The sequence below is a fragment of the Niallia sp. M35 genome, assembly GCF_050971705.1.
Lineage (GTDB): Bacteria > Bacillota > Bacilli > Bacillales > Cytobacillaceae > Niallia > Niallia circulans_A.
This window is the reverse complement of sequence record NZ_JBPCEP010000015.1, coordinates 43,089-64,053: the sequence shown is the minus strand read 5'-3', so window position 1 is coordinate 64,053 and position 20,965 is coordinate 43,089. Positions and strand designations below refer to the sequence as shown.

Below are 20,965 nucleotides of genomic sequence, written 5' to 3'. Positions count from 1 at the left end.
AGGGAAGAAGATGAACTTATGTCTAAACATGCAAATAAACTAAACGAAATTCCTTTCTCGGTGCTTGATCTTTCACCGATAACAGCCGGAAGTACTCCTGCTGACTCTTTCCGCAATACATTGGAACTCGCACAGCATGCTGAAAAACTTGACTACAAACGTTTTTGGCTCGCTGAACATCACAATATGCCGTTTATCGCCAGTTCCGCCACTTCTGTGGTGATGTCCCATGTGGCAGCCGGTACATCAAAAATCCGGGTTGGTTCAGGAGGAATCATGCTGCCGAATCACGCTCCGCTCGTCATCGCTGAACAGTTTGGCACTCTTGAATCCTTATATCCTGGGCGAATTGACCTTGGTCTGGGGCGTGCACCTGGTACAGATCAGTTGACCGCTCGTGCATTGAGACGCGACTTGAGAAGTACCGGAGATGACTTTCCTGAGCAATTAGCGGAACTCCGCGGTTACTTTGATCCATCCCTGGCCCAAGGGAACCCTATAAAAGCGATTCCGGGTGAAGGTTTGAATATTCCAATCTGGCTGCTGGGTTCAAGCGGCTTCAGTGCGCAGCTGGCCGGAGAACTGGGTTTGCCATTCGCGTTTGCCGCCCATTTCTCGCCACTTAACACTCTGGGTGCTCTACAGATCTATCGCAAGGCGTTTAAGCCTTCGAATGTTCTCGATAAGCCGTATGCGATGGTGGCATTGAATATCATTACAGCAGAAACGGATAAAGAGGCAAAGCGCCTTTTCACAACCCTGCAGCAGCAATTTTTGAATCTGATGAGTGGCAACCTTACACAGCTTCAACCACCGGTAGATGACATTTCCGAATTGGCCAGCAGCTACCAATTAAAGTCTCTCGAGCAGCAATTAGGCTCATCGATTGTTGGCAGCCAGCAGACGGTAAAGGACAAGCTATATACATTTTTGGAGGAGAGCCAGGCAGATGAAATAATGGTCATTGCACAAGTTTACGACCACAAAGCTCGCCTGCATTCATACGAGCTTCTGTCAGAAATTACAAAAAGTGAAAGGTAATAAGGAGGACATCAGCAAGGAAAGTATTGATGTTTTACTTGATAAAAGGGAACCGTTTTTAGATGTGGTTTGGATCAAGTATTTCTATGTGTCACAAGCAGGATTTGACATCACGAATTCTTCCAAAGGGCATCACCATCCTTAAACACGTGACAGAGCGATACTAAATGTTTTTATACCATCATATATCTAGCAGTAACATATACTAAAAACAGTAGATTATTTGTATTTATTGTGTTAAATGAGAATAATACCAACGATGCTTTACAATTATAAGGGGGCTTATCATAATGAGCAAAAAAATCGCTACACTAATAACAGACTTATTTGAAGATGTAGAATTCACAGAACCAGCACGAGCATTTAAAGATGCTGGTCATCAAGTGATCACAATCGACATACAGGCTGGAAAAGATATTACTGGTAAAAAAGGTGAAGCAGTAAAAATTGATAAAGGAATTGGGGAAGTTAATCCTCAAGACTTTGATGCTTTATTCATCCCTGGCGGCTTCTCTCCCGATTTATTACGTGAAGACGACCGTTTTGGTGAATTCGCAAAAGCATTTATACAAGAAGGTAAACCTGTTTTTGCCATTTGCCATGGCCCACAAGTATTAATTGATACAGACCTATTAAAAGGCGTCGACATAACAGGTTTCAAATCAATAAGGAACGATCTCAAAAATGCAGGTGCTAACTACAAAGATGAAGAAGTTGTGGTAAGCAATAATATTGTAACAAGCCGTTTTCCGGATGACATTCCTGCCTTTAATCGTGAATCCTTAAAATTATTAGCTGAATAATAGCGTAAGTACTCAATAGTATCGTTTTAGAAATTAATATTTCACAATGAATTTCAATAAAAAAAGGTTTTAATAAGAAAGGGGTTTTACTATGTCATTAAATGGTAAACGAGTAGTTGTTTTAGGGGGTACTTCTGGTATTGGTTTAGCAACTGCCAAAGCGTTTCTCGATCAATCAGCTCAAGTGATCATTGCCAGCCGTTCTGTTTCCAAATTAAATGAAGCAAAACAAGTTCTTGGTGGCAATGTAGAAGCAATTGAAATCGATTTTCGAAGCGAAGAAAAAGTAGCAGAATTTTTCAGTAAGGTTGGAAAATTTGACCACCTTGTGGTAACAGCAGGTGAAGGCGCAATGGGGCACTTTAGCGAACTGCCTGTGGCAAGTGCAAAAGAGGCGTTTGATAGTAAATTCTGGGGGCAATATATCACTGTCCGTTTTGCACTTCCATATTTAAGCAATGAGAGCTCAATCACCTTAACCTCTGGTGTATATGGAGTTCGTCCTCCTCAAGGCGCTACTACGTTAGCGGCAATCAATTCAGCCATTGAAGGATTGGTTCGAGGACTTTCTATAGACCTAGCGCCTATTAGGGTAAACGTGGTTTCACCTGGAATTGTAGATACTCCAATCTATGCTGGAATGTCAGATGATCAGAGGCAAGCACTGTTCAACGGCATTGCACAACAGCTCCCTGTTGGACGGATTGCAAAGCCGGAAGACATAGCTGAAACCTATGTATACCTTGCTAAAAATGGTTTTACTACTGGGACGACTGTTCTTATTGATGGCGGGGCTCACTTGGTATAAGTGAGATTATAATGTTATTTTTGTGGCTATACTACAACATGTATAGCCACATTTAATTTTTTAATAATGATCCGATTTTCCAATAAACGGTAATGATTGAAGAATTGCAGTTCAAGAAAAACAAGGTGAGATATGAAAGGCATGATGAAAATGAGTTTACCTGACAATGAAAAAATATTGAGAATTAAGCATTCACTTGAAAAACGTGTAGTAACTTTACCTGATGGAACCTTTCTTCCAAGCATTGGTCAAGGAACATGGTACATGGGTGAAAATCCTGAATCGAGAAACAAAGAAATCAAAGCTTTGCAACTTGGAATTGAACTAGGCATGAAGCTAATCGATACGGCTGAAATGTACGGAAATGGCGATTCCGAACGTTTAGTTGGTGAGGCAATCAAGGGGCGTAGAGATAAAGTTTTTTTAGTATCGAAAGTATATCCTCATCATTCCGGGTTAGATTTGATTGAAAGTGCATGTGAAAATAGTCTAAAACGACTAGGAACAGATCATCTTGATTTGTATCTTTTACACTGGAGAGGTCGTGTTCCATTGGCAGAAACGATTGAAGGAATGGAGAGACTGCGCAAGGATGGTAAAATTGTAAGATGGGGAGTTTCTAATTTTGATACGGATGATATGTTAGAGTTGTGGGATACCGCTAACGGAAAAAATTGTGTGACAAATCAAGTGTTATATCATCTAGGTTCTAGAGGAATTGATTATGATCTCCTACCATGGCATCATGAACATAACATGCCAATTATGGCCTATAGTCCCCTGGCCCAGGGAGGGAGCTTAAGAAGACAATTACTAAGCGATCCAACCATCATTGAGATTGCAGAAAGATACAATGTGCAGCCATTACAAATTGCTCTTGCATGGACCATTCGTTCGAACAACGTAATTGCTATCCCAAAAGCTGTTAAGGAAGAACATGTTTTAGCCAATGCTCAAGCTGCTACTATTCAATTGACCATAGAAGATCTGAACAGACTTGACGAGGTATTTCCAAAACCAACAAGAAAAATACCTTTGGATATTATATAAAATGAATGGGAACAAAGGATCGATCGAGACTTATTAAAGCTTCAGCGACTCCTTTTTTTCCTATTTCAACCGGCCAAGCGACTTTTGTATCCAATCATGGAAGGATTTCCTCAAACGTATTGGAAAAAGTTTTGAAATCTTTTAATACGGTTTTCCCTTTTTCCGTGAAGAGAGGATAGATCACCATTCCTTCGATTTTGTCTCCTTTCTTATCATAAGGTAGTGTATCAATGATTTGAATTTTATCGATAATTCGGTCAGCACCATACCCTGATAATAGAACAAGAATGAACAAAACAACGAGGGTCTTTTCCATCTATTTCATTATTATCCAACATTTCATTCAAGAGGCTAGTTTAAGTACAGTAATTTTAAAAATTACAAACTCTAATGCGTTCTGATTTTAATCCATAAATTTACAGTTGACTTTACAAACTGTAATAATTAAAATTACAGTATAGCCAGTAGATGAGCTGAATAATATGAAGGAGTGTGTATAAGTATGGTTAATTTGTATACGACACCAAGTTGTACTTCTTGCCGAAAAGCAAAAGCTTGGTTTGAAGAACATCAAATTGAGTATATTGAAAGAAACATATTATCCAATCCCCTTACAGTCGATGAGATTAAATCAATTCTTCGATTGACTGAAGATGGGACTAATGACATTGTTTCAACTAAATCAAAAACATTTCAGGAATTAAATGTAAGTATTGAATCTCTTCCACTTAATGAATTTTATAAATTAATAATCAACTACCCTCAAATGTTGCGCCGGCCAATTATCCAAGACGAAAAAAGATTACAGGTTGGATATAACGAGGAAGAAATCCGCAGTTTTTTGCCTCGTAGACTTCGCACATTTTCGAACGTCGAATGGCAAAAAGTGGCCAATTAATATTATTTCGGAAGGAGGAAGAAAGTGATGATTGAAGTATTCGTTACAGTTAATTATAAAGATAAAAATTATCAAACCAATGTCATTGTAAATAAAGAAATGGCATGGGAAAAAATTAAACAGTTAGCAGAAGAACAAGTTAAAAAACAATGGGGTTATTAAACTTAATTATACAAAAATTTCTAAACAAACAAATATGTTTACGCACCTTTAAGGAAGTGAAGGTGATTCGTAAAGATTTACAGGATGCTTGGAATTCCTTATTCATGGTTAAGAGTTAATACAACATTTCTAATTAGATACTTGACAAGATAAACTGTAATATATATTGTTACACTATGTTGATTGATTTTAAAAAAAGATGCAGAAGCTATATGTAAAGCAAAAAGGTAATTAGCTGTGTTGATTTATAAGGAGGCAGGACATGAATAGTGATTTTACACTTGCCATTCATAGTTTAACTTATCTTGCGTTGCAGCCGGACCGTATGTCAACAAGTGATGGTATCTCAGAGAGTGCTGGTGTCCACCCAGTACGCATTCGTAAAGTGCTGAGCTTGTTAAAAAAACATGGATTTATAAAATCAAAAGAAGGAACCGGCGGCGGATTTATTTTTACTCTAGAGCTTAGTGAAGTTAATCTTTGGGAAATATATATGATAACCTCTGAAGGTGCTTTACAGCCTAAGTGTACTGATTCAAATGAAAAGTGTATTGTGGGAGCAAATATGAAAAGTGTATTATTTACAATTTTCTTAGGTGCGGAAGAACATTTGGGTGAATATTTAAAGAACTATACAATTAAAGAAGTTGTCGATCTTATAAATCAAGAACAAAATAGCGGCTGTGACTGACGGCCGTAGACTTCTTTTTATTAAATTGTAATAAAAAACATTACAGATTTATCTAGGTGATATATCCCCGATGACTGTAGCTTAAAAAAAGGTTCTATCTTGATTACATTCATAAAATACAAAAATAACTTAAGAAGGTGAAAAAGGATGTTGACGAATGGTAATTCCGTTTTGAAAACAGGTGATTGGATTAAGGGAAAATCAGAGGATGGGGAATTAATAATTGGTTATATTGAATCACAGAGTATTCTGGATGGAGTTGTTAAAGTAACGGTTGCTACGAGTGACAATCGTGAAACGCTTGGCAAAACAATTCCGATTTTAAGTAAAAATGTTAGGAAACTGCCACTTTCTAAGGTGGTAAACAAGGAAGAAATTCTATTTCTAATAGACTTGGCATTATCAACGGGGGATGAAGCATGGTTTATTGAGCTTTCTTCCAAGTTAAACTCAATCAATCAGCTTGTTGATGGAGTACATTAAAACTTATACAAATTATATATAGATTTTTTAAATTAAATTACAACGTGTTTGGAAATATTCATTTTTCGTGAAAATCGTGATTCATCACTAACGGAGCCAGTAATGGTTTTCCGTTGTACATATGAGATATGTATAAGGTATATATAGTTTTAATATCATGGTTATATTCGGTTAGGACAATAACAACAAGAATTATTGTAAAATATTTATAAAGTTTATAGATAACATATGCAATTAATACATATATGTTATCACGTCTGTTGATTAACTAATTTTTATCACTAAAAACTAATAAAAAAGAGAGATTCCATGTAAAATGTAAGTTACCACACAAACCTTTACAAGGAGGAATCTCTAGGCTTGCGAATACCACGATTTTCACACTACTTCAAAACTTTATTTCACAAAAAGAAATCGACGGGATTCTAGCTGTTCAGTTTGAAGATACGGCTCGTAAATGTGATGTATCAACACTTTTAAACTACTTGGTGGGTGCCGCTACATTTGAATGGAAAAGTATGCACCACGCTGCGGATGTTGCACCAGCACAAGGCTTGAAATCAGTGGATTATTCGACACTTTCAAAACGTTTAGGTGAACTGAATTATCTCATCGTGAAACGCATTTTTGAACGGATTGTCAGCCGTTTAATTAAAGTTTTTACACAAGCGCATCCAGGTAAAATCAGATGTAGAAGCCTTGTCATTTGCAGGTTTTACACGCCTGTTTCTTTGGCATGCACTTCCATTAAAATGGCGAATATACGTCGAAGAAATTCTGTCGTCAGCTCGGATGATGTATCAAAAAAGTGTTACGTGATTTTGGCTAATCAACACGTGTGACATTTAAGTATAGAAGAAAAGCGAAAACTCACGTATCGTAATTGTTGCTTAGACAAACCACGATAGGAGTTTTCGCCTTGTATAACCAGTTTATCAAATTGATTTTACCGTTACCATCTTTTTTTACAATTTCTTTGCCAACCGACGATGAACCAAACGGATTTCCATCTGCCATTCATGTGTTGGATCGCTTTCATCTCGTCCAATTTTTCACGGATGCCCAACAAAGATGTAGACGGTATTTAGGTGAAGTAAAGAAACACCATAAATCACGTTTTATTGACCGCTGCTTAGCACAAAAACCTGCAGAATTAACAGCGGAAGAACGTGGGTGGGTTTGTGGCTGAATGGCACAAGGAAGATTTGCATACGAAGCATATTTATCAAGCATTAAATCACATACGTTATGAGTTATTCGATAAGAAAAATTAAAAGTTTTGCCTTTTTGAATTTGCATCCGTCAAAGGATCGATATTAATATTGTATTGTATTTTAATGTCCATCTTCTCAAACAATTCAATCCATTTTTTTTCTTCCATTGGTTTTGAGAATGGTCTTTTTGTTTGTATGCCAATCTGTAATGGATCCACTTTCAATTCTTGCATCTTTTTAAACAGTTCATGTGTTTGTTTTTCAAGATGGGTTTCGATATCTTTTTTCATATTTTCTAATTCCTTTGGGTCAAATAATTGTTTCTCTCCCCGGTATTCCTCAATTCTAGTGTCCATATTCACGGTATAGGTCATTGTAGAATAGCTGCTATCGAAATCTACTATTACTTTAGATCTAACATGACCCAGTACAATTTCAAATTTTTGAATCGGTAAAACAACTAAGTAGTGATCGTTGTTTATCAGCTGGAAGATACGATCATCTAAAGATGAAATAGTTTCAACTAGCTTGTCATCTTTAAACAAGGCTGTACCTTCATAGTTGACCCCATCCTCTTCTATTTTGAATACAGGCAAAAAAGGATCTGAATAAGGAGTATAGAGCAAATTTTTAAATTGATGAAGATTAACGACAGTTAATTCTCCTTGGTTTTTTTCCTCATAATGCTTCAGCATACGGTAAAACGAGTAATCAAAGTTTTCATCTTTGTCCAATTGACTTTCCAAGTATTCATCAAAATTTCCTTTTACGATTACTAAATAGATTCTCGGAGAAATATCCGGATCAGTCAATAATACATTTATAATGGACATAATGCCGTCTCTTCCAAGTTCATCACTAATTACCAGCATCCGCATTTGTCCAGATTTCATTTCCTGGTAGAAGTTGAGGTTGTACTTCTGTACTCCCTCCTTTAATAAGCTGACTTCTTGCGACATAACAAACTTCTTTTCTTTACTTAGAGGAGGCAAAATTGTACTGACTTTTAATTTCCCTGTATCCCCCTTACTAATTGCCAAAAAGGTAACGGGAGAAATTTCTTCAATAAGGTTATTTTCGGTAAAAGGGGCACAGCCAGATAAACAAATAGTCATAAAAAGAAGTATTAATCTATTACATATCTTTTTATGTAGACGCACTTTTTTTAACTCCCCTTTTTTTCATTGCTAAAACAATAACAAGTGGAACAAGAAAATAGCTTATGCTTCCAGCTATAATTTGAAGATTAAGTAAAAAATTCTGCTTCTCCCAAGGCTTCCAAAATAATTCATTCACAAGAATCATTCCGATAAAAATAAGGAATACACTGAATAACAAACCTTTTCCACTGGTTGGCTTGCTCAATTTACCAAAAGCTATTCTAGATGCTCCATAAAACAATAGTAGAAATAGAGAAACTGCAAAAACTAGGTTAAATAATTCAAAGGAAAGCATGATCATATCAATTCGTTCAAACACTGGGTTTTGAAAATAACGGGACATATTAATAATTGGATATTGAGTTTTACTTAAATAATTGGAACCGAAAAAAAATAGGGATGCTATAAATAGGAATACATACTCTACAACGGTGAGAGCGTTTCCGTAAGACAAATAGCGAAAGGTTTTATTGTTTGTTTTAAGCCATGGTCCCAAAAATACCAGAAATTCCGGACCAGAATAGGAAGACAAAATTAAAAAAACGGCTTTCCAATTTTCTACTTTCCACTCCATTGGAATAAGTGGATACAAATCACTGAGTTGAGCTATTGGAGGGAAGACGAAAAAAACGAAAAATGTGAACATCCAAAATGTACAGAAAAAAGAAATCAACACAAAACGAATGGTATGTTCAACGCCCCTACCTGCGACATAAAAACATAACAACAAAATAAAAAAGACAAGAAAATTTGTATCTGTTGATGGAAGTATAAATGTTTGAACAATTTCGATGAATCCTAACGTTATGACGGAAAGTTTAAGTAGAATAAAGAACAACCCGATGAAAGAGAGAAAACGTACCAATTTTTTCCCAAACAATTGGACAAATCCATTATATCCATTGCTAGATAAACGGGTTAAAAGCCACTTCGATAAAAGAAGAAGGTTTAGTTGGGATAATATCCCGACAGCTATAAGCACCCAAATCATATATGGATTGATCAAGATATTTGGCATAATCAGAAAGAAGTATAGCATTTGGAGGCGATTTACCAACAACATGGCATAGAACCCATTATAGGTTTCATTCTTTTTAAATAATTGGTGGGTTTCCATCATCAAGTCATCTCCTAGTTTTATCTCTCTTCTGTTTTAGAGGTTTAAGATGCTCTGGACGCTCCAACATTTTGACTAATGGCCCTCGAATGAATAAGTCAATCCAATCCTTACCGAAAAAAGGGGAAACTGGTGAAAAATAGGGTTGCTTGATTGAAGACAAGCTATTAAGATGAGCCAAAATAGCAATGCTTCCTAGTGCAATCCCAATTATCCCAAGTAAAGAAGAAAAAACAAGAAGCATCAATTGAATTAATGAATTTGCTTTTGTCATAAGGTAGTTGGGAATAAGAAAGGAAGCTATCGTCGAGATCCCAACCATGACAATTAATACTTTGGTAGCGAATCCAGCCTCAACAGCTGCTTGACCAATCACAATACCACCAATAACCCCAAGTGTTTGACCAGTTTTTGTAGGCATTCTTAAACTTGCTTCTTTTATGATTTCAATAAAAATTAACATGATAAATGCTTCCCAAAAAGGAGTAAAAGGAAGCATGCTCCTTGATTCGACCAAGACCAGAAGTGTTTGCATAGGAATCATTTGATAGTGATGAGTTGTCAATGCCACATAGAAAGGAATCAATGTGATTGACAGAACAAAACTGGCATATCGGATGATGCGCAAAAAACTGGCAACTACCCATCGATTAATATAGTCCTCGGGTGATTGGAACAAATGGAAAAAAGTAATGGGTGCAACAAGAGCAAATGGTGTATTGTCTACCAGAAGGGTGATCTTTCCTAATCCCAGAGAATAAGCAACTACATCAGGCCGGTCAGTTTGCTGAAACTGAGGAAAAATACTGTTTTGATGTTCCTCCATGAATGCCGCAACTTGAGAGGAGTCAAAGAAGAGATCAAAATTAATTTCAGAAATCTTCTCTTTGACTGTTGAAACAAAATCTGGATTAGTCAGCCCCTCTATGTACATTAAAACAACACTTGTCTCACTCATAGAACCGACAGTAAACTTCTCTGCTTTCAGTTCATGTATGGGGAGTCGTCTTCGAATAAGCGTAATATTTTGTTCTACTTGTTCACTAAAGCTGTCCTTTGCTCCGAACAGAATGGTTTCTGTTTCGGAAGTTTCAATGGCACGTCCAATAGGATTTTTTAATGGCACAGCTAACCAAAGGTTTTGCGAAGAATCAAATAACAAAATGGAACCTGAAAACAACTGTTTTTTTGCCTCTATAAAATTAGGAATGTGAATAATGGAGGAATTCGTAATACAATCTTGAATAGACGGTTTGGAACATTTAGTTAAAGGTTTTATAATGCTTTCATTTAATTTTTCTTGGTCAATGAGAGTTCGTATGTAAACAAGATGAATTTTTCGAATAACGGAAATGTCAATTTCCACAAATTCTGCATCATCCATTTGAACGAGGCTTTTTTTCAGAGCTTCTATCGATAATTCTGATTCAGCTATTGATTGAGCAACAAACTTACTTTCAATTTGTTTTTTTTTCCAAAACATGTACATCCCACCCCTCTTATTGAGAAAAAACATTTCTAGTCGTACTTAAAAATTTCATATTCATACACATTGTTACCAATTTAATTTTAAAATATACAAAACACGTAGAGGTGCATAACGACCCAAGAGGAACAAAGGCAATCCATAATAGATAGGCCTTCTTCATCTTAAAGATTGTTATAATAAAGAAGTGTCAAAAGCTAACTGTAGCTTTGGATGCTCTTTTTTGTTCAAAACACGAATCTTACTAGCCAGGGAGTTAAAATTTAGAGATGAATAACAAAGATATAGCAGAGATTCGAAAACAATTTAAGTTGGATAACGATTTACTGAAAATAGTGGTGGAAGAAGAGAGTACTCCTACTTTGGATACTAAAGAGATTGAACGTGTGCTGAAGGCGAGCGGCGTAAAAGATATGAATACGGAAAAAGTGGAAAGGGCATTTCAGCAGGTGGTTGAAGACAAAACGTATGAAATGAAAGCAAGCCATATCGTTCCGAGTTACGCGTCCAAGTCCATTAAGATCAGCACAAAAGTAGCGAATGTTGCAATCAGCCCTCAAGACTTGAGATATGTCAAACAGGTCAATTAAAATGGCAAACGCTGTCTATTGATCAAGGTGGAAGAAGACTCGATGATTGAAGGATTTAAGCTGCTTCCGGAAGAGCTGTTGGAGTAAGAGAGATTGGGTGATCCTTCAGCCAGCTATCTAAAATGGACAGGGGAAAAAACCTCATTTAGCCCTGTTACGGTGAACCGTATCATAAATAACGCCATCGGATTGTGGACGTTTCTTATGTTGGGAATAGAGTTTATGACTCTAAAAAATAAATCGACACGTTCTCTCTTATTAGGCAATCCTAACATAATCATTCGAGATGGTGTTATGGACAGAAAGTTACTTACAAAGAACAAATTGGATGTAAATCAAGTATTGAGTATACTCCGTCAAAATAATGTCTTTTCAGTTCGCGAAGTCAAATACGGTATATTGGAAGCTAATGGGCAATTAAGTTTATTACTAAAATCCAAGTATCAAAAACCAGACAAGCAAGATCTCAATCTTCCAGAAAGTCCAGTAGACCTCCCAACATCGTTAATTATAGATGGGGAAATTTTATGGGATAATTTACATGAACTCGGATTTGATCAACAGTGGTTAGATAACCAATTAACTACCAATGGATATGATAATGTAAAGCGTATACTCTACGCAGATTGGCGAGAGAGTGAAGGCATACATGTAAGTCCTAAATAAAATTTGTTAGGATAAGAGCATATCAATTTTCTTGGTGAATATAAACTTTAGTCTTCAACGGGCGCTTTTCTGGAGTAAGGATTGCGCTCTTTCCGCATCTAAGTGTTCATTACAAAAGACCAGCTAATATCTTGACGGGATATTAGCTGGTTTTTGTCACCGATCAAAATGATCAAAACTACGACACTTTCAACTTAATAGGTATTCGCTGATTCATATTGAGTTCAAAAGTTCCGTATGGATTGACATGATGATAAAATAAAGGTGTTAATCCCCTAAAATCTTCTGGAGTCATTTTCTCCAACCAATATTGGTTGTTGTCATAAAGTACTTCTTGTACCATTAAGGTATTCATATAGACTAAGCAATTTTGCAGCAATTGAAGTGATAAGGCAGACACCTCATGATCTTCTATAGAATTGGAACGAATTTCACTATTTTTTCCATAAAAAATATAGGTGTTCACCGAGTTCCATTGTTCCACTGTATTTAATCCTTCATGGATCTCCCTGCGAATCTCTTCATAGTGTAAATAATCACATAAAAAGATCGTTTTAATCGCTTTCCCTAATTCACATAAAGCTAGATATGTTGGATGTTTTGTATCCCTAGTAAATCGCTTTAATATGGATTCGGCAGAAGCAGTACCCAAACGTAGAGCAGTTGCATACTTAATGATTTGTTCATACTGTTGTCCAATAAGATCCCAGTTAATTGGTCTACTTAAAACCGGTTGCAGGTGAGGATATTCATCATTCATGCCAGCTTCTGGACGATATAACTTTTGAGAACCTATATTTTTGAAACGTGGCATCAGCTTAAAACCAAGCAGATGACAAAAAGCAAAAGCAACCACACTTTGTCCGTGTGTATCGACATAATTTCGATCGATTTTCATATCTGTGCAGTGACGAAGGACCCCTTCTATCATCGCGGCCACTTCGGAAGAGAGACAGGACTTAAGCTGAGAATAAATACATGCCGATTTTCGATCCGTATGCCAATAAATCATAACCCCCTGCCTCTTATAACGAGGATGCCATTCGGAAAGGAGGTTCTGATCCCAAGATCCAAAATGTTTTGAATCGGAAGCACATGCAGTAGTAGCTTCTCCCCATACTTCTTTCTGCCGATGGTAGATAATATGATTGGTAACCTCTGCATTGGCTTTTCGTAAATGATCTTTATGAATAAATTTTTGACGGATATACCGAAGCTCCCGATAACCATCTAGGTGGTTTCCAGCAGAAACAGCTTTCAAACCTGTATTCGTTCCTAATCCAAATAAACTGAGAAGAAGCCGTCGTTGGATGGTTTCTCGATCTAAAATCTCGCTATCAGCAGTGGTCTTAAAATGCTGGGTAAACTCCGTATGAAAATCTGTTTCTTTTAATAAATCCAATAGGTTGATATCAGACCAACGATTCTTAATCTCCTGTTTAATCCTCATCACATGTGGGGGTTCAATTTGCTTTTCAAGTGGAGTGACTCGAATCCACCCCTTGTTATTTCTAGTAGTAATCGCGACTTGTTCGTTACTTTGAACCTCTAACCCTTGATTTAGTAATTGGAGCTTATCTTTCATCAACTGTATAATATCTTCGATAAAAGGCTCTACATCAAGTGGTGCTTTCAGTGCTTGAAAATATTCTTCCTTGTGCTCTTCAAAATCTTGGGGGAGATCTTCATCTGGGTTTCGATATCGATCAGCACCCTCAATCCAAATTTCTTTACAACGAAGACGAGTACGAAGCGATTGGATCACTGCAATTTCATAATTGATTCGATTCACTCTCTCTATGCCTTTGCTGTCTATCTCGATAATGACATCTTTCCATTTGGGCTGAATTACGCCTTCAATAGGCACTTCATCTCCAGCAGCGAAAAAACGTTGCCCACTTTCTCCATATTCTCGAATGAGTTGAATGGCTTCAATCACAGGTTGATGAAATTTATTGTTGGACCGAAAGGTAAGATTCATTAAAATATTAGAGAAAGCATGTCGATAATATCCGCGATAAGAGGCATGCATCTTTGTATAGATTTTTTCTTTGTATTCCCGATTATTTTTTGTCATATCTTTTATAATATCTTGAATCGTGGAAGGACTGACAATAGGGAATAGAGTATCTTGAATAACGCCTTCTGGATGATCTACCGTCGCTTTTAATAAGTTGACAATATGTTTATTTTTCCCTTGGATTCTTTCTAATTCCTTTACTGCTTCTTTTCGGGTTGTATTCTTGGCCTTATTTCCGAACTTAAGCGTAATTTCATCCAATAAATCAGCTAAATAATCAATGACTTCCCCATGACGATGCGAAAATAAGATGGCAAGTAGAGTATAACGAATGGGTGCTGGGTGTGCACGCAATTCCGTTAAGGTCTCCGTAGCTGCACGAAGTCGATATTTCTTTACTAATTTCGGAGTCAAATGATGAAATAATCCTGGAGGAATGTGTAGATGCTTGATCGCTAATAGTTTTTTAACTTCCATTTCCATGGTGCTTACACTTGGTTTACGAGGAGAAGATAAAAGGTGCCGAAAAGTTAAAATGTCAGATTCCACTTTCTCATGAAACTCTTCTTCAAAACCTTCTTCCGATTCCTCATCCGCATGAGATTCCAGTAATGCATCTAATCGAGAACAAGTCCTAGGAGACAGCTGATGATAAGTCGATTGATATAAATTCTTTTCAAAAGTGTCAATGGCAGAATCAATCATCCGATTCAAGCTTCCAATCGAAGGAGGTTCGACTTTCCACTTACGAAATAAGCTATATGCCTGATTTTTTAAGTAGTCGATATCATGAGTAAATTGAACTTGACCGTGTAACCACTCTGTCAAAAGTTCGTTATCTTTTGCTGTAAGTTCTCGAAAACCGAAGAATTCTCGAATTTGTTTTCGATAATAAGTAAAGTTTCTTTCATCTGCGCCCCAACGATATTCCACAAAGAGCACTGAAGATAACCCCAATTGCTGTGCTATAAATTCAACTACCACTTTGGGAATATCTTGTTTCTTAGAAGGAAATCTAGCCTCTTGTTGAAAGTACTTTAATAATACTGCAAATCCTAAACGACTTGCCCCTGTTTTATTACCAATCAGTTTTCTTTCAATTGATACTACTACAAAATGTTCTAGCAGCTCATCTTCATTCCAATTTCGTTTCATAAATATCCTTCCCCTAACATTAGAATAATCACTATTTTGAGTGTAATCTATTGAATAGAGGGTGAAAACTCTACTTTGCGGTCTAGAGCAGCAACCCTGTCACTAAGCCTAGAAGTTGCTATACAAATGAAAATGCTTATTTTAATGTATCCTGTCCCAAACCCTACTTAGATCTAAGGGAACATAAACTTTATCGCGATGAATTTCCTTATGTATAATAGGATTTTTAAAACTATCCTCTAAACTTCCAAAAAAATTCTTTTGTCTAGCTCGTGGTTTTGGTCCTAAAACCATTTCACTATAATCTTTATACATACTTCCTATTCTCCTTTGATAATTTTCCACTTTCTTATGTTAAATAATTTAATAACACAAACCTGCAACTATTACTCCATTTCCAAAACAAAAAGCATATATGTCTATGTTTGGACTAAAACTCACAGTAACCCATGAATAAATCAACTGAACTTTAATCACTTTTTTAAAAAAGCTTGATTTACCAAAAACCTTAAAATATTTCATATTTAAATTTTAAAAATAAATGAATAAATTTATATTTTATTTAGCACCATATTACTGTCAAATCATAGGAGGTGTTATTCATGACAGTCATAAATGACGTTAAAACAGCTTTAGCTGGATTAAAAAGCGCTCAAGCTAGCTTTGAAACATTTGCTCTCAGTACGGATAATCAACAAGCTAAGAAACTTTATCAAGATGCTGCTACACAAACCCAATCCGTTATTGATAATGTTGAACCACGTGTTCAACAAATCGAACAAGAAGAACCTCAATACAAACAACAATAATGAGTATGGCGAAAAGGTTGGTTGAAAGGCCAACCTTTTGCATCCCTATACTGGTAAAACATGGAGGTGATTTCATGAAAGTGAAAATATTATTTTTCATTTTAATCCTTATCGGAATGGGTTCAGGGTGTAACGGGAACCAAAATCAGTTAGATAATAATAATGATTTGAGTATTTCACAAGTACATACAAGTAAACCAATTGATCAATCTGTTGCCAATCATGCTAAAGAAAAGATTATCACTAAGGAAGAAATTTCGGATGTAAAGGCTGTGAATACAGATAATGAGCTTTTAGTAGCGATAAAAGTCGGAAATTTCAACCGTTTCCGATTAAAAAATATCGAGAAGTCAGTTAAATCTGACTTAAAAAAAATGTATCCCGATCATAAAGTATTTGTTTCGAGTGATAAAAAAATGTTCTGGGAACTTGAAAACATAGAACAGAGACTGAAAAAAAACGATACGAATGAGAAAAACTTAAAAAAGGATTTAAATAAACTGAAAAGTCTTATGAAGGAACAAACATAAAGAGAAAGGAACGAGTTATGTCTAATAATCAAAAGAAACAACTCACTCCTGTGCAACAGGAATACCAAAAATTGCAAAAACAACGAGAGATTAAAAGACCGGTTGTTAAAAATTGTATAAAGGCCTTTATAACTGGTGGACTTATCTGTCTGATCGGTCAGTGTATTTCTGACTTTTACATTTATTTTTTTGATTTTACTGAGCAAACGGCCGGAAATCCGACAGTGGGTACGTTAATTTTTATTACGATGCTTCTTACTGGTTTTGGTGTATATGATCGAATGGCCCAATTTGGAGGGGCTGGAACAGCTGTACCCGTAACTGGTTTTGGCAATGCGGTCATATCACCTGCCATTGAGCATCGTTCCGAAGGATTTGTACTGGGCGTAGGCGGCAACATGTTTAAATTAGCAGGGGCGGTTATTTTATTTGGTGTTTTTTCTGCTTTTGTCATTGCCCTCATCAAGACCATTTTAATCCAGTGGGGTGGTTTATAATGCTTGCAGGTCATCGTACATGGATCTTTGAACACAAACCTGTGATACTTTCTACTGGAACAGTTGGAGGACCATTTGAAGCAAACGGAGCGATCGCAGAAGATTTCGATCTCCTTCATGCTGATTTATGGCTTGGACAGGATTCCTATGAAAAGGCACATAAAGTCCTTTTTGAAGAAGCCTGTCAAAAAGCCATGGAAAAAGGGGGCATCCAAAAAGATCAAGTTCAATTTATCCTAGCTGGGGATCTGATCAACCAGATAACTCCGACAAGTTTTGCCAGTCGAACAATTGGATCTCCGTATTTTGGTTTATTCGGTGCCTGCTCTACGTCTATGGAAGGATTGGCTCTAGGTGCTTATATCGTTAATACAAAAGGGGCTAAATATTTGTTAACAGGAGCTTCCAGTCATGATACAGCTGTTGAAAAACAATTTCGGTATCCTACAGAGTATGGTGGACAAAAACCTCCTACGGCACAATGGACAGTTACTGGCGCCGGTGTAGCCCTTTTAAGTGATTCTGGGGATGGGCCTCGTGTCACTTCTGCCACAATAGGTCGTGTAATTGATATGGGTCTAACCGATCCTTTTAATATGGGAGGGGCTATGGCTCCTGCTGCAGTTGATACCATTGAAGCGCATTTAAAAGAACGAAACGTCGATCCGTCTTATTATGACTTAATTGTTACAGGAGACCTTGGGAAAATTGGGCATGAAGTTTCTTTGGATCTATTTAAAGAGCATGGAATTCCTATTCGTAAAGAGCAATACCAAGATTGTGGCCTTATGATTTATAGGGAGGGGCAACCGGTTCTTGCAGGAGCAAGTGGAGCAGGATGCTCAGCAACGGTAGTTTATGGTCATCTGTTAAACCGGATGAAAAAAGGTGAATTCAAAAGAATGTTAGTCGTTGCAACAGGTGCTTTATTATCTCCTCTTTCTTTTCAGCAAAATGAAACGATTCCTTGTATTGCACATGCGGTATCGATTGAATATGGAGGTGAACAATGATATGACCTATTTTTGGGCATTCACAGTAGGTGGTTTGATTTGTGTGATTGGGCAGATAATGTTTGATGTTTTTAAACTTACACCGGGACATACGTTAAGTACCCTTGTAGTAGTGGGGGCAATTTTAGATGGGTTTGGTTTATATGAACCGTTGATTGATTTTGCTGGGGCAGGGGCCACCGTTCCGATTACAAGTTTTGGGAATTCGCTTGTTCATGGTGCGATGCAGGAAGCAGAAAAACATGGGTTAGTTGGTGTACTGACAGGAATTTTTGAAGTAACTAGTTCCGGTATTTCAGCAGCCATTGTTTTCGGCATGATAGGAGCTTTACTTTTTAAACCAAAAGGATAAGGAGACTTAGGATGACAGTAGGATCAGATGTTAAACAGTGTTTTGCCAGTCTAAAGGGAGTAGAAGCAAGTCTCTCAAGTTTAGCCTTACGGACTTTTGATGATGAATCGAAAAGAACTTTGCATGAGGTTATGATGGTCGTACACGAAGTAACAAAAGATTTAAAAAAAAGAGTAGGAGAACTAGAAGGAGAGGAATTTCAGTACAAAGGTTTCTAGAAAACTATATTTACAGGGGGTATAAGCGGTGCCTGAATGGTTAGATATAGCTGTACGCTCAGCATTATTTGTTGCTGTTTTATTTTTAATCACAAAATGGTTAGGGAAAAAGCAAATTTCTGAACTAACTTTCTTTGAATATGTCACTGGTATTTCTATTGGAAGTATTGGTGCAGAAGTAGCTATGGGACTTGAACGAAGTATATTTCATGGAATTATTGGAATCTTCATTTTTGCTGCTATTCCCTTTTTTGCTGGTTTAATTTCATTAAGAAGTAAAGGTTTTCGCAATTTTATAGAAGGGAAATCAACTGTATTTATCAAAGATGGTAAAATCATGGAAGATAATTTAAAAAAGGAAAGATATACAACAGATGAACTGTTAGAACTACTTCGCAGAAAGGATGTCTTTCAGGTGTCTGATGTAGAATTTGCAGTGCTAGAGGCAACAGGAGATTTATCCGTTATGTTGAAAAAAGAGAACCAACCATTAACAGCAAAAGATTTAAACTTATTTGTTCCTTCCATTAAAGAACCACAGACTGTCATTATGGATGGTGTCTTATTTGACGAACCGCTAGCTACAATTGGACGAAATCGAGCTTGGCTACACACTGAGTTAGAAAAATTAGGGGTTACGGTTGAAAATGTATTTCTCGGACAGATTAATTCTTACGGAGAGTTAACGATTGATCTGTTTGACGATAAATTACAAGTCGCACCCCCACAAGAAAGACCCTTAATTCTTTCAACCTTGAAAAAATGTCAAGCAGACTTAGAACTATTTGCTCTTGGAACCGAATCAAAAGAAGCTAAGCAAATGTATAGTAAAAATAGTGAAAAACTACAAGAAGCTATTGTTAAAATGATGCCTATTTTAAAAGGATAATGGTTTATTTCGCTATCTTGGATGATCTTAAGACACATAACAAAAAAGTAGTACCATTTTTTTATATAATATCATTAAGTCGAATCTTGAAAATAAAATCTTTGGAAAAATATTTTTTTTAAATTGATTCGGGTATATGTATATATAGAAAGTTTTTCTTCAGCCGTTAAATTTAAAAACGCTAGGAAATTTTTTCAACTAAATATTCTGCTACAAATGATGTAAATACTCTAGAAGGAAGTCGTGATACCTATTCGTTAGTAGGGAAAGAGCAGAAGTATCAAAATCGTATTTATGTTATCGCCTAGTGTAAAATAAAGGGGAGTAAACTGGGAATGCACCTATATTGCAAAAAACATATATTATAATTGAATAAATTTAATGTCTATCTGCAAAAACTGCCTCACCTCGGGTAGTTTTTTGTATCATTAATAGACATTTTCCTTTAAACAGGGTTACTTGACCTACAAGGGCTAGGGTTATTAGTTATCGTTTTTTTGCGCTTATGTTGCGTCTACTTGCACTTCAGAAGTTATATTCAGTGAAGTAAAAGTTGTCTATAATGCTAACGTTTTGGGCATATACATAGAACACGTCCATTTAGACAGGAGAGTTCTTAATAAATGCCATATTTTTTGAAAGCAGTTGCTATTCTTGTAGGCAGCATGTCAATAGCGTTGGGAATAAATACTTTTTTATTACCAAACAAAGTTTTAGATGGCGGAATTATTGGCCTAGGTTTAATTATTAGTTATTTATTAAATACAAACGCCGGGTTCACGATAATGGTATTGAGCATCCCCATTTTTGCTCTAGCTTGGTTTAAGTATCGTTCATATTTTTTTAATAGTTTGCACGGTATGCTTTTATCATCATTTTTTATTGACCTTTTTCATAACGTTAATCAAGTTCCTATAAAATTTTCACCAATTCTTAGTTCATTTACAGGTGGTGTATTCATTGGTTTTGGCATTGGTCTTATGCTTCGCTTCGAGACAAGCACAGGTGGAACAGATTTATTAGCCCAGTACTTTTCTGAATTCATTAAAATTAATGTTGGGATCATCATTCTCATTATGGCTGTTTTTGTTATTTGTCTTGGGGGTTTATTCGTTTCAACATAAACTTTCTTTCTTTCGGCTATAACTATTTCATCTGGTGGAATAACTACAAGCCTTTGCACTTGGAATTTTAAAAGCAATGATTATTGACCAAGTAATTCCAATTAATAACAATTAGGCAACTGTCTAGTCATTGGACAATCGCGGAGCATATGATGAAATTGTTAATATCAAATAGGTAAAAATCATTAA

The 20,965-nt window shown here is 36.3% G+C and carries 24 protein-coding genes and 1 pseudogene; 19 read left to right on the top strand and 6 right to left on the bottom strand.

Going from position 1 to position 20,965, the window contains the following annotated elements; all coding sequences use genetic code 11:
* Positions 1–18 precede the first annotated feature (18 nt).
* The 4 genes from NiCM35_RS20190 to NiCM35_RS20175 all read left to right on the top strand — a co-directional run bounded on the left by NiCM35_RS20190 (position 19) and on the right by NiCM35_RS20175 (position 3,702).
* On the top strand, positions 19–1,041 hold the full coding sequence (locus NiCM35_RS20190) for an LLM class flavin-dependent oxidoreductase (protein WP_031537023.1): 1,023 nt from the start codon (positions 19–21) through the stop codon (positions 1,039–1,041).
* A 290-nt stretch (positions 1,042–1,331) separates the two neighbouring features.
* Positions 1,332–1,844, top strand: coding sequence for a cysteine protease YraA (gene yraA, locus NiCM35_RS20185; RefSeq protein ID WP_031537022.1), 513 nt, complete (start codon positions 1,332–1,334; stop codon positions 1,842–1,844).
* 91 nt (positions 1,845–1,935) lie between these two features.
* Complete coding sequence (locus NiCM35_RS20180) at positions 1,936–2,652, top strand: SDR family oxidoreductase (protein WP_031537021.1); 717 nt, start codon at positions 1,936–1,938, stop codon at positions 2,650–2,652.
* 150 nt (positions 2,653–2,802) lie between these two features.
* Positions 2,803–3,702 (top strand): aldo/keto reductase, encoded by a 900-nt coding sequence (locus NiCM35_RS20175; RefSeq protein ID WP_031537019.1) that lies wholly within the window; start codon positions 2,803–2,805, stop codon positions 3,700–3,702.
* Positions 3,703–3,796: 94 nt separating this feature from the next.
* On the opposite strand, the gene NiCM35_RS20170 is transcribed toward NiCM35_RS20175, so the two are convergent.
* Positions 3,797–4,018, bottom strand: coding sequence for a hypothetical protein (locus tag NiCM35_RS20170; protein ID WP_031537018.1), 222 nt, complete (start codon positions 4,016–4,018; stop codon positions 3,797–3,799).
* 186 nt (positions 4,019–4,204) lie between these two features.
* Between NiCM35_RS20170 and spxA the strand changes: the two genes are divergently transcribed.
* The 5 genes from spxA to NiCM35_RS20145 all read left to right on the top strand — a co-directional run bounded on the left by spxA (position 4,205) and on the right by NiCM35_RS20145 (position 7,125).
* Positions 4,205–4,600, top strand: a complete 396-nt coding sequence (gene spxA / locus NiCM35_RS20165; protein ID WP_031537017.1) for a transcriptional regulator SpxA — start codon at positions 4,205–4,207, stop codon at positions 4,598–4,600.
* Between the two features lie 27 nt (positions 4,601–4,627).
* Entirely contained in the window at positions 4,628–4,762 is a 135-nt protein-coding gene (locus tag NiCM35_RS20160; protein ID WP_031537016.1) for a BA3454 family stress response protein, read from the top strand.
* A gap of 262 nt (positions 4,763–5,024) precedes the next feature.
* Complete coding sequence (locus NiCM35_RS20155) at positions 5,025–5,453, top strand: RrF2 family transcriptional regulator (protein ID WP_031537015.1); 429 nt, start codon at positions 5,025–5,027, stop codon at positions 5,451–5,453.
* A gap of 147 nt (positions 5,454–5,600) precedes the next feature.
* The gene (locus NiCM35_RS20150; protein ID WP_031537014.1) at positions 5,601–5,936 is read left to right on the top strand and encodes an IDEAL domain-containing protein; all 336 of its coding nucleotides are present in this window, start codon (positions 5,601–5,603) and stop codon (positions 5,934–5,936) included.
* 919 nt (positions 5,937–6,855) lie between these two features.
* Positions 6,856–7,125 carry a transposase gene (locus NiCM35_RS20145; RefSeq protein ID WP_031537013.1) on the top strand — a complete coding sequence of 90 codons (270 nt, stop codon included), beginning with the start codon at positions 6,856–6,858 and terminating at the stop codon, positions 7,123–7,125.
* Between the two features lie 81 nt (positions 7,126–7,206).
* Here NiCM35_RS20145 and NiCM35_RS20140 read toward each other — a convergent pair whose 3' ends face one another.
* Genes NiCM35_RS20140 through NiCM35_RS20130 form a run of 3 tightly spaced genes read right to left on the bottom strand, consistent with a single transcriptional unit; the run spans position 7,207 to position 10,910 of the window.
* Positions 7,207–8,310, bottom strand: coding sequence for a Ger(x)C family spore germination protein (locus tag NiCM35_RS20140; protein ID WP_031537012.1), 1,104 nt, complete (start codon positions 8,308–8,310; stop codon positions 7,207–7,209).
* The gene (locus NiCM35_RS20135) at positions 8,297–9,430 is read right to left on the bottom strand and encodes a GerAB/ArcD/ProY family transporter (RefSeq protein WP_081836610.1); all 1,134 of its coding nucleotides are present in this window, start codon (positions 9,428–9,430) and stop codon (positions 8,297–8,299) included. The genes NiCM35_RS20140 and NiCM35_RS20135 overlap by 14 nt, the downstream gene beginning before the upstream one ends.
* Before the next feature lie 4 nt (positions 9,431–9,434).
* Positions 9,435–10,910 carry a spore germination protein gene (locus NiCM35_RS20130; protein WP_031537010.1) on the bottom strand — a complete coding sequence of 492 codons (1,476 nt, stop codon included), beginning with the start codon at positions 10,908–10,910 and terminating at the stop codon, positions 9,435–9,437.
* 344 nt (positions 10,911–11,254) lie between these two features.
* Between NiCM35_RS20130 and NiCM35_RS20125 the strand changes: the two are divergent.
* Positions 11,255–11,590: pseudogene (locus tag NiCM35_RS20125) on the top strand (DUF4317 family protein); the annotation flags it as partial.
* Positions 11,591–11,662: 72 nt separating this feature from the next.
* The gene (locus NiCM35_RS20120) at positions 11,663–12,169 is read left to right on the top strand and encodes a DUF421 domain-containing protein (protein WP_433780708.1); all 507 of its coding nucleotides are present in this window, start codon (positions 11,663–11,665) and stop codon (positions 12,167–12,169) included.
* A 178-nt stretch (positions 12,170–12,347) separates the two neighbouring features.
* Here the strand turns inward: NiCM35_RS20120 and NiCM35_RS20115 are convergent, their stop codons facing one another.
* Positions 12,348–15,344, bottom strand: coding sequence for a Tn3 family transposase (locus tag NiCM35_RS20115; protein WP_031538352.1), 2,997 nt, complete (start codon positions 15,342–15,344; stop codon positions 12,348–12,350).
* A gap of 141 nt (positions 15,345–15,485) precedes the next feature.
* Entirely contained in the window at positions 15,486–15,659 is a 174-nt protein-coding gene (locus tag NiCM35_RS20110; RefSeq protein ID WP_162837599.1) for a hypothetical protein, read from the bottom strand.
* A gap of 287 nt (positions 15,660–15,946) precedes the next feature.
* Here NiCM35_RS20110 and NiCM35_RS20105 point away from each other — a divergent pair, with 287 nt between their 5' ends.
* The 8 genes from NiCM35_RS20105 (at position 15,947) to NiCM35_RS20070 (ending at position 20,776) form a co-directional block, all read left to right on the top strand.
* On the top strand, positions 15,947–16,153 hold the full coding sequence (locus NiCM35_RS20105) for a DUF1657 domain-containing protein (RefSeq protein WP_017695330.1): 207 nt from the start codon (positions 15,947–15,949) through the stop codon (positions 16,151–16,153).
* A gap of 74 nt (positions 16,154–16,227) precedes the next feature.
* Entirely contained in the window at positions 16,228–16,683 is a 456-nt protein-coding gene (locus tag NiCM35_RS20100; protein ID WP_031538351.1) for a YhcN/YlaJ family sporulation lipoprotein, read from the top strand.
* A gap of 17 nt (positions 16,684–16,700) precedes the next feature.
* Positions 16,701–17,180: a stage V sporulation protein AC gene (gene spoVAC / locus NiCM35_RS20095; RefSeq protein ID WP_017695333.1), complete on the top strand. Its 480-nt coding sequence runs from the start codon at positions 16,701–16,703 to the stop codon at positions 17,178–17,180.
* Positions 17,180–18,193 (top strand): stage V sporulation protein AD, encoded by a 1,014-nt coding sequence (gene spoVAD, locus NiCM35_RS20090; protein WP_031538350.1) that lies wholly within the window; start codon positions 17,180–17,182, stop codon positions 18,191–18,193. Before spoVAC ends, spoVAD begins: the two co-directional genes overlap by 1 nt.
* Position 18,194: 1 nt before the next feature.
* Complete coding sequence (gene spoVAE, locus NiCM35_RS20085; protein WP_031538349.1) at positions 18,195–18,545, top strand: stage V sporulation protein AE; 351 nt, start codon at positions 18,195–18,197, stop codon at positions 18,543–18,545.
* An 11-nt stretch (positions 18,546–18,556) separates the two neighbouring features.
* Positions 18,557–18,763, top strand: a complete 207-nt coding sequence (locus tag NiCM35_RS20080; protein ID WP_031538348.1) for a DUF1657 domain-containing protein — start codon at positions 18,557–18,559, stop codon at positions 18,761–18,763.
* Positions 18,764–18,791: 28 nt separating this feature from the next.
* Complete coding sequence (locus NiCM35_RS20075) at positions 18,792–19,652, top strand: DUF421 domain-containing protein (RefSeq protein WP_031538347.1); 861 nt, start codon at positions 18,792–18,794, stop codon at positions 19,650–19,652.
* Between the two features lie 623 nt (positions 19,653–20,275).
* Positions 20,276–20,776: a YitT family protein gene (locus NiCM35_RS20070; RefSeq protein ID WP_319020785.1), complete on the top strand. Its 501-nt coding sequence runs from the start codon at positions 20,276–20,278 to the stop codon at positions 20,774–20,776.
* Positions 20,777–20,965: the final 189 nt, after the last annotated feature.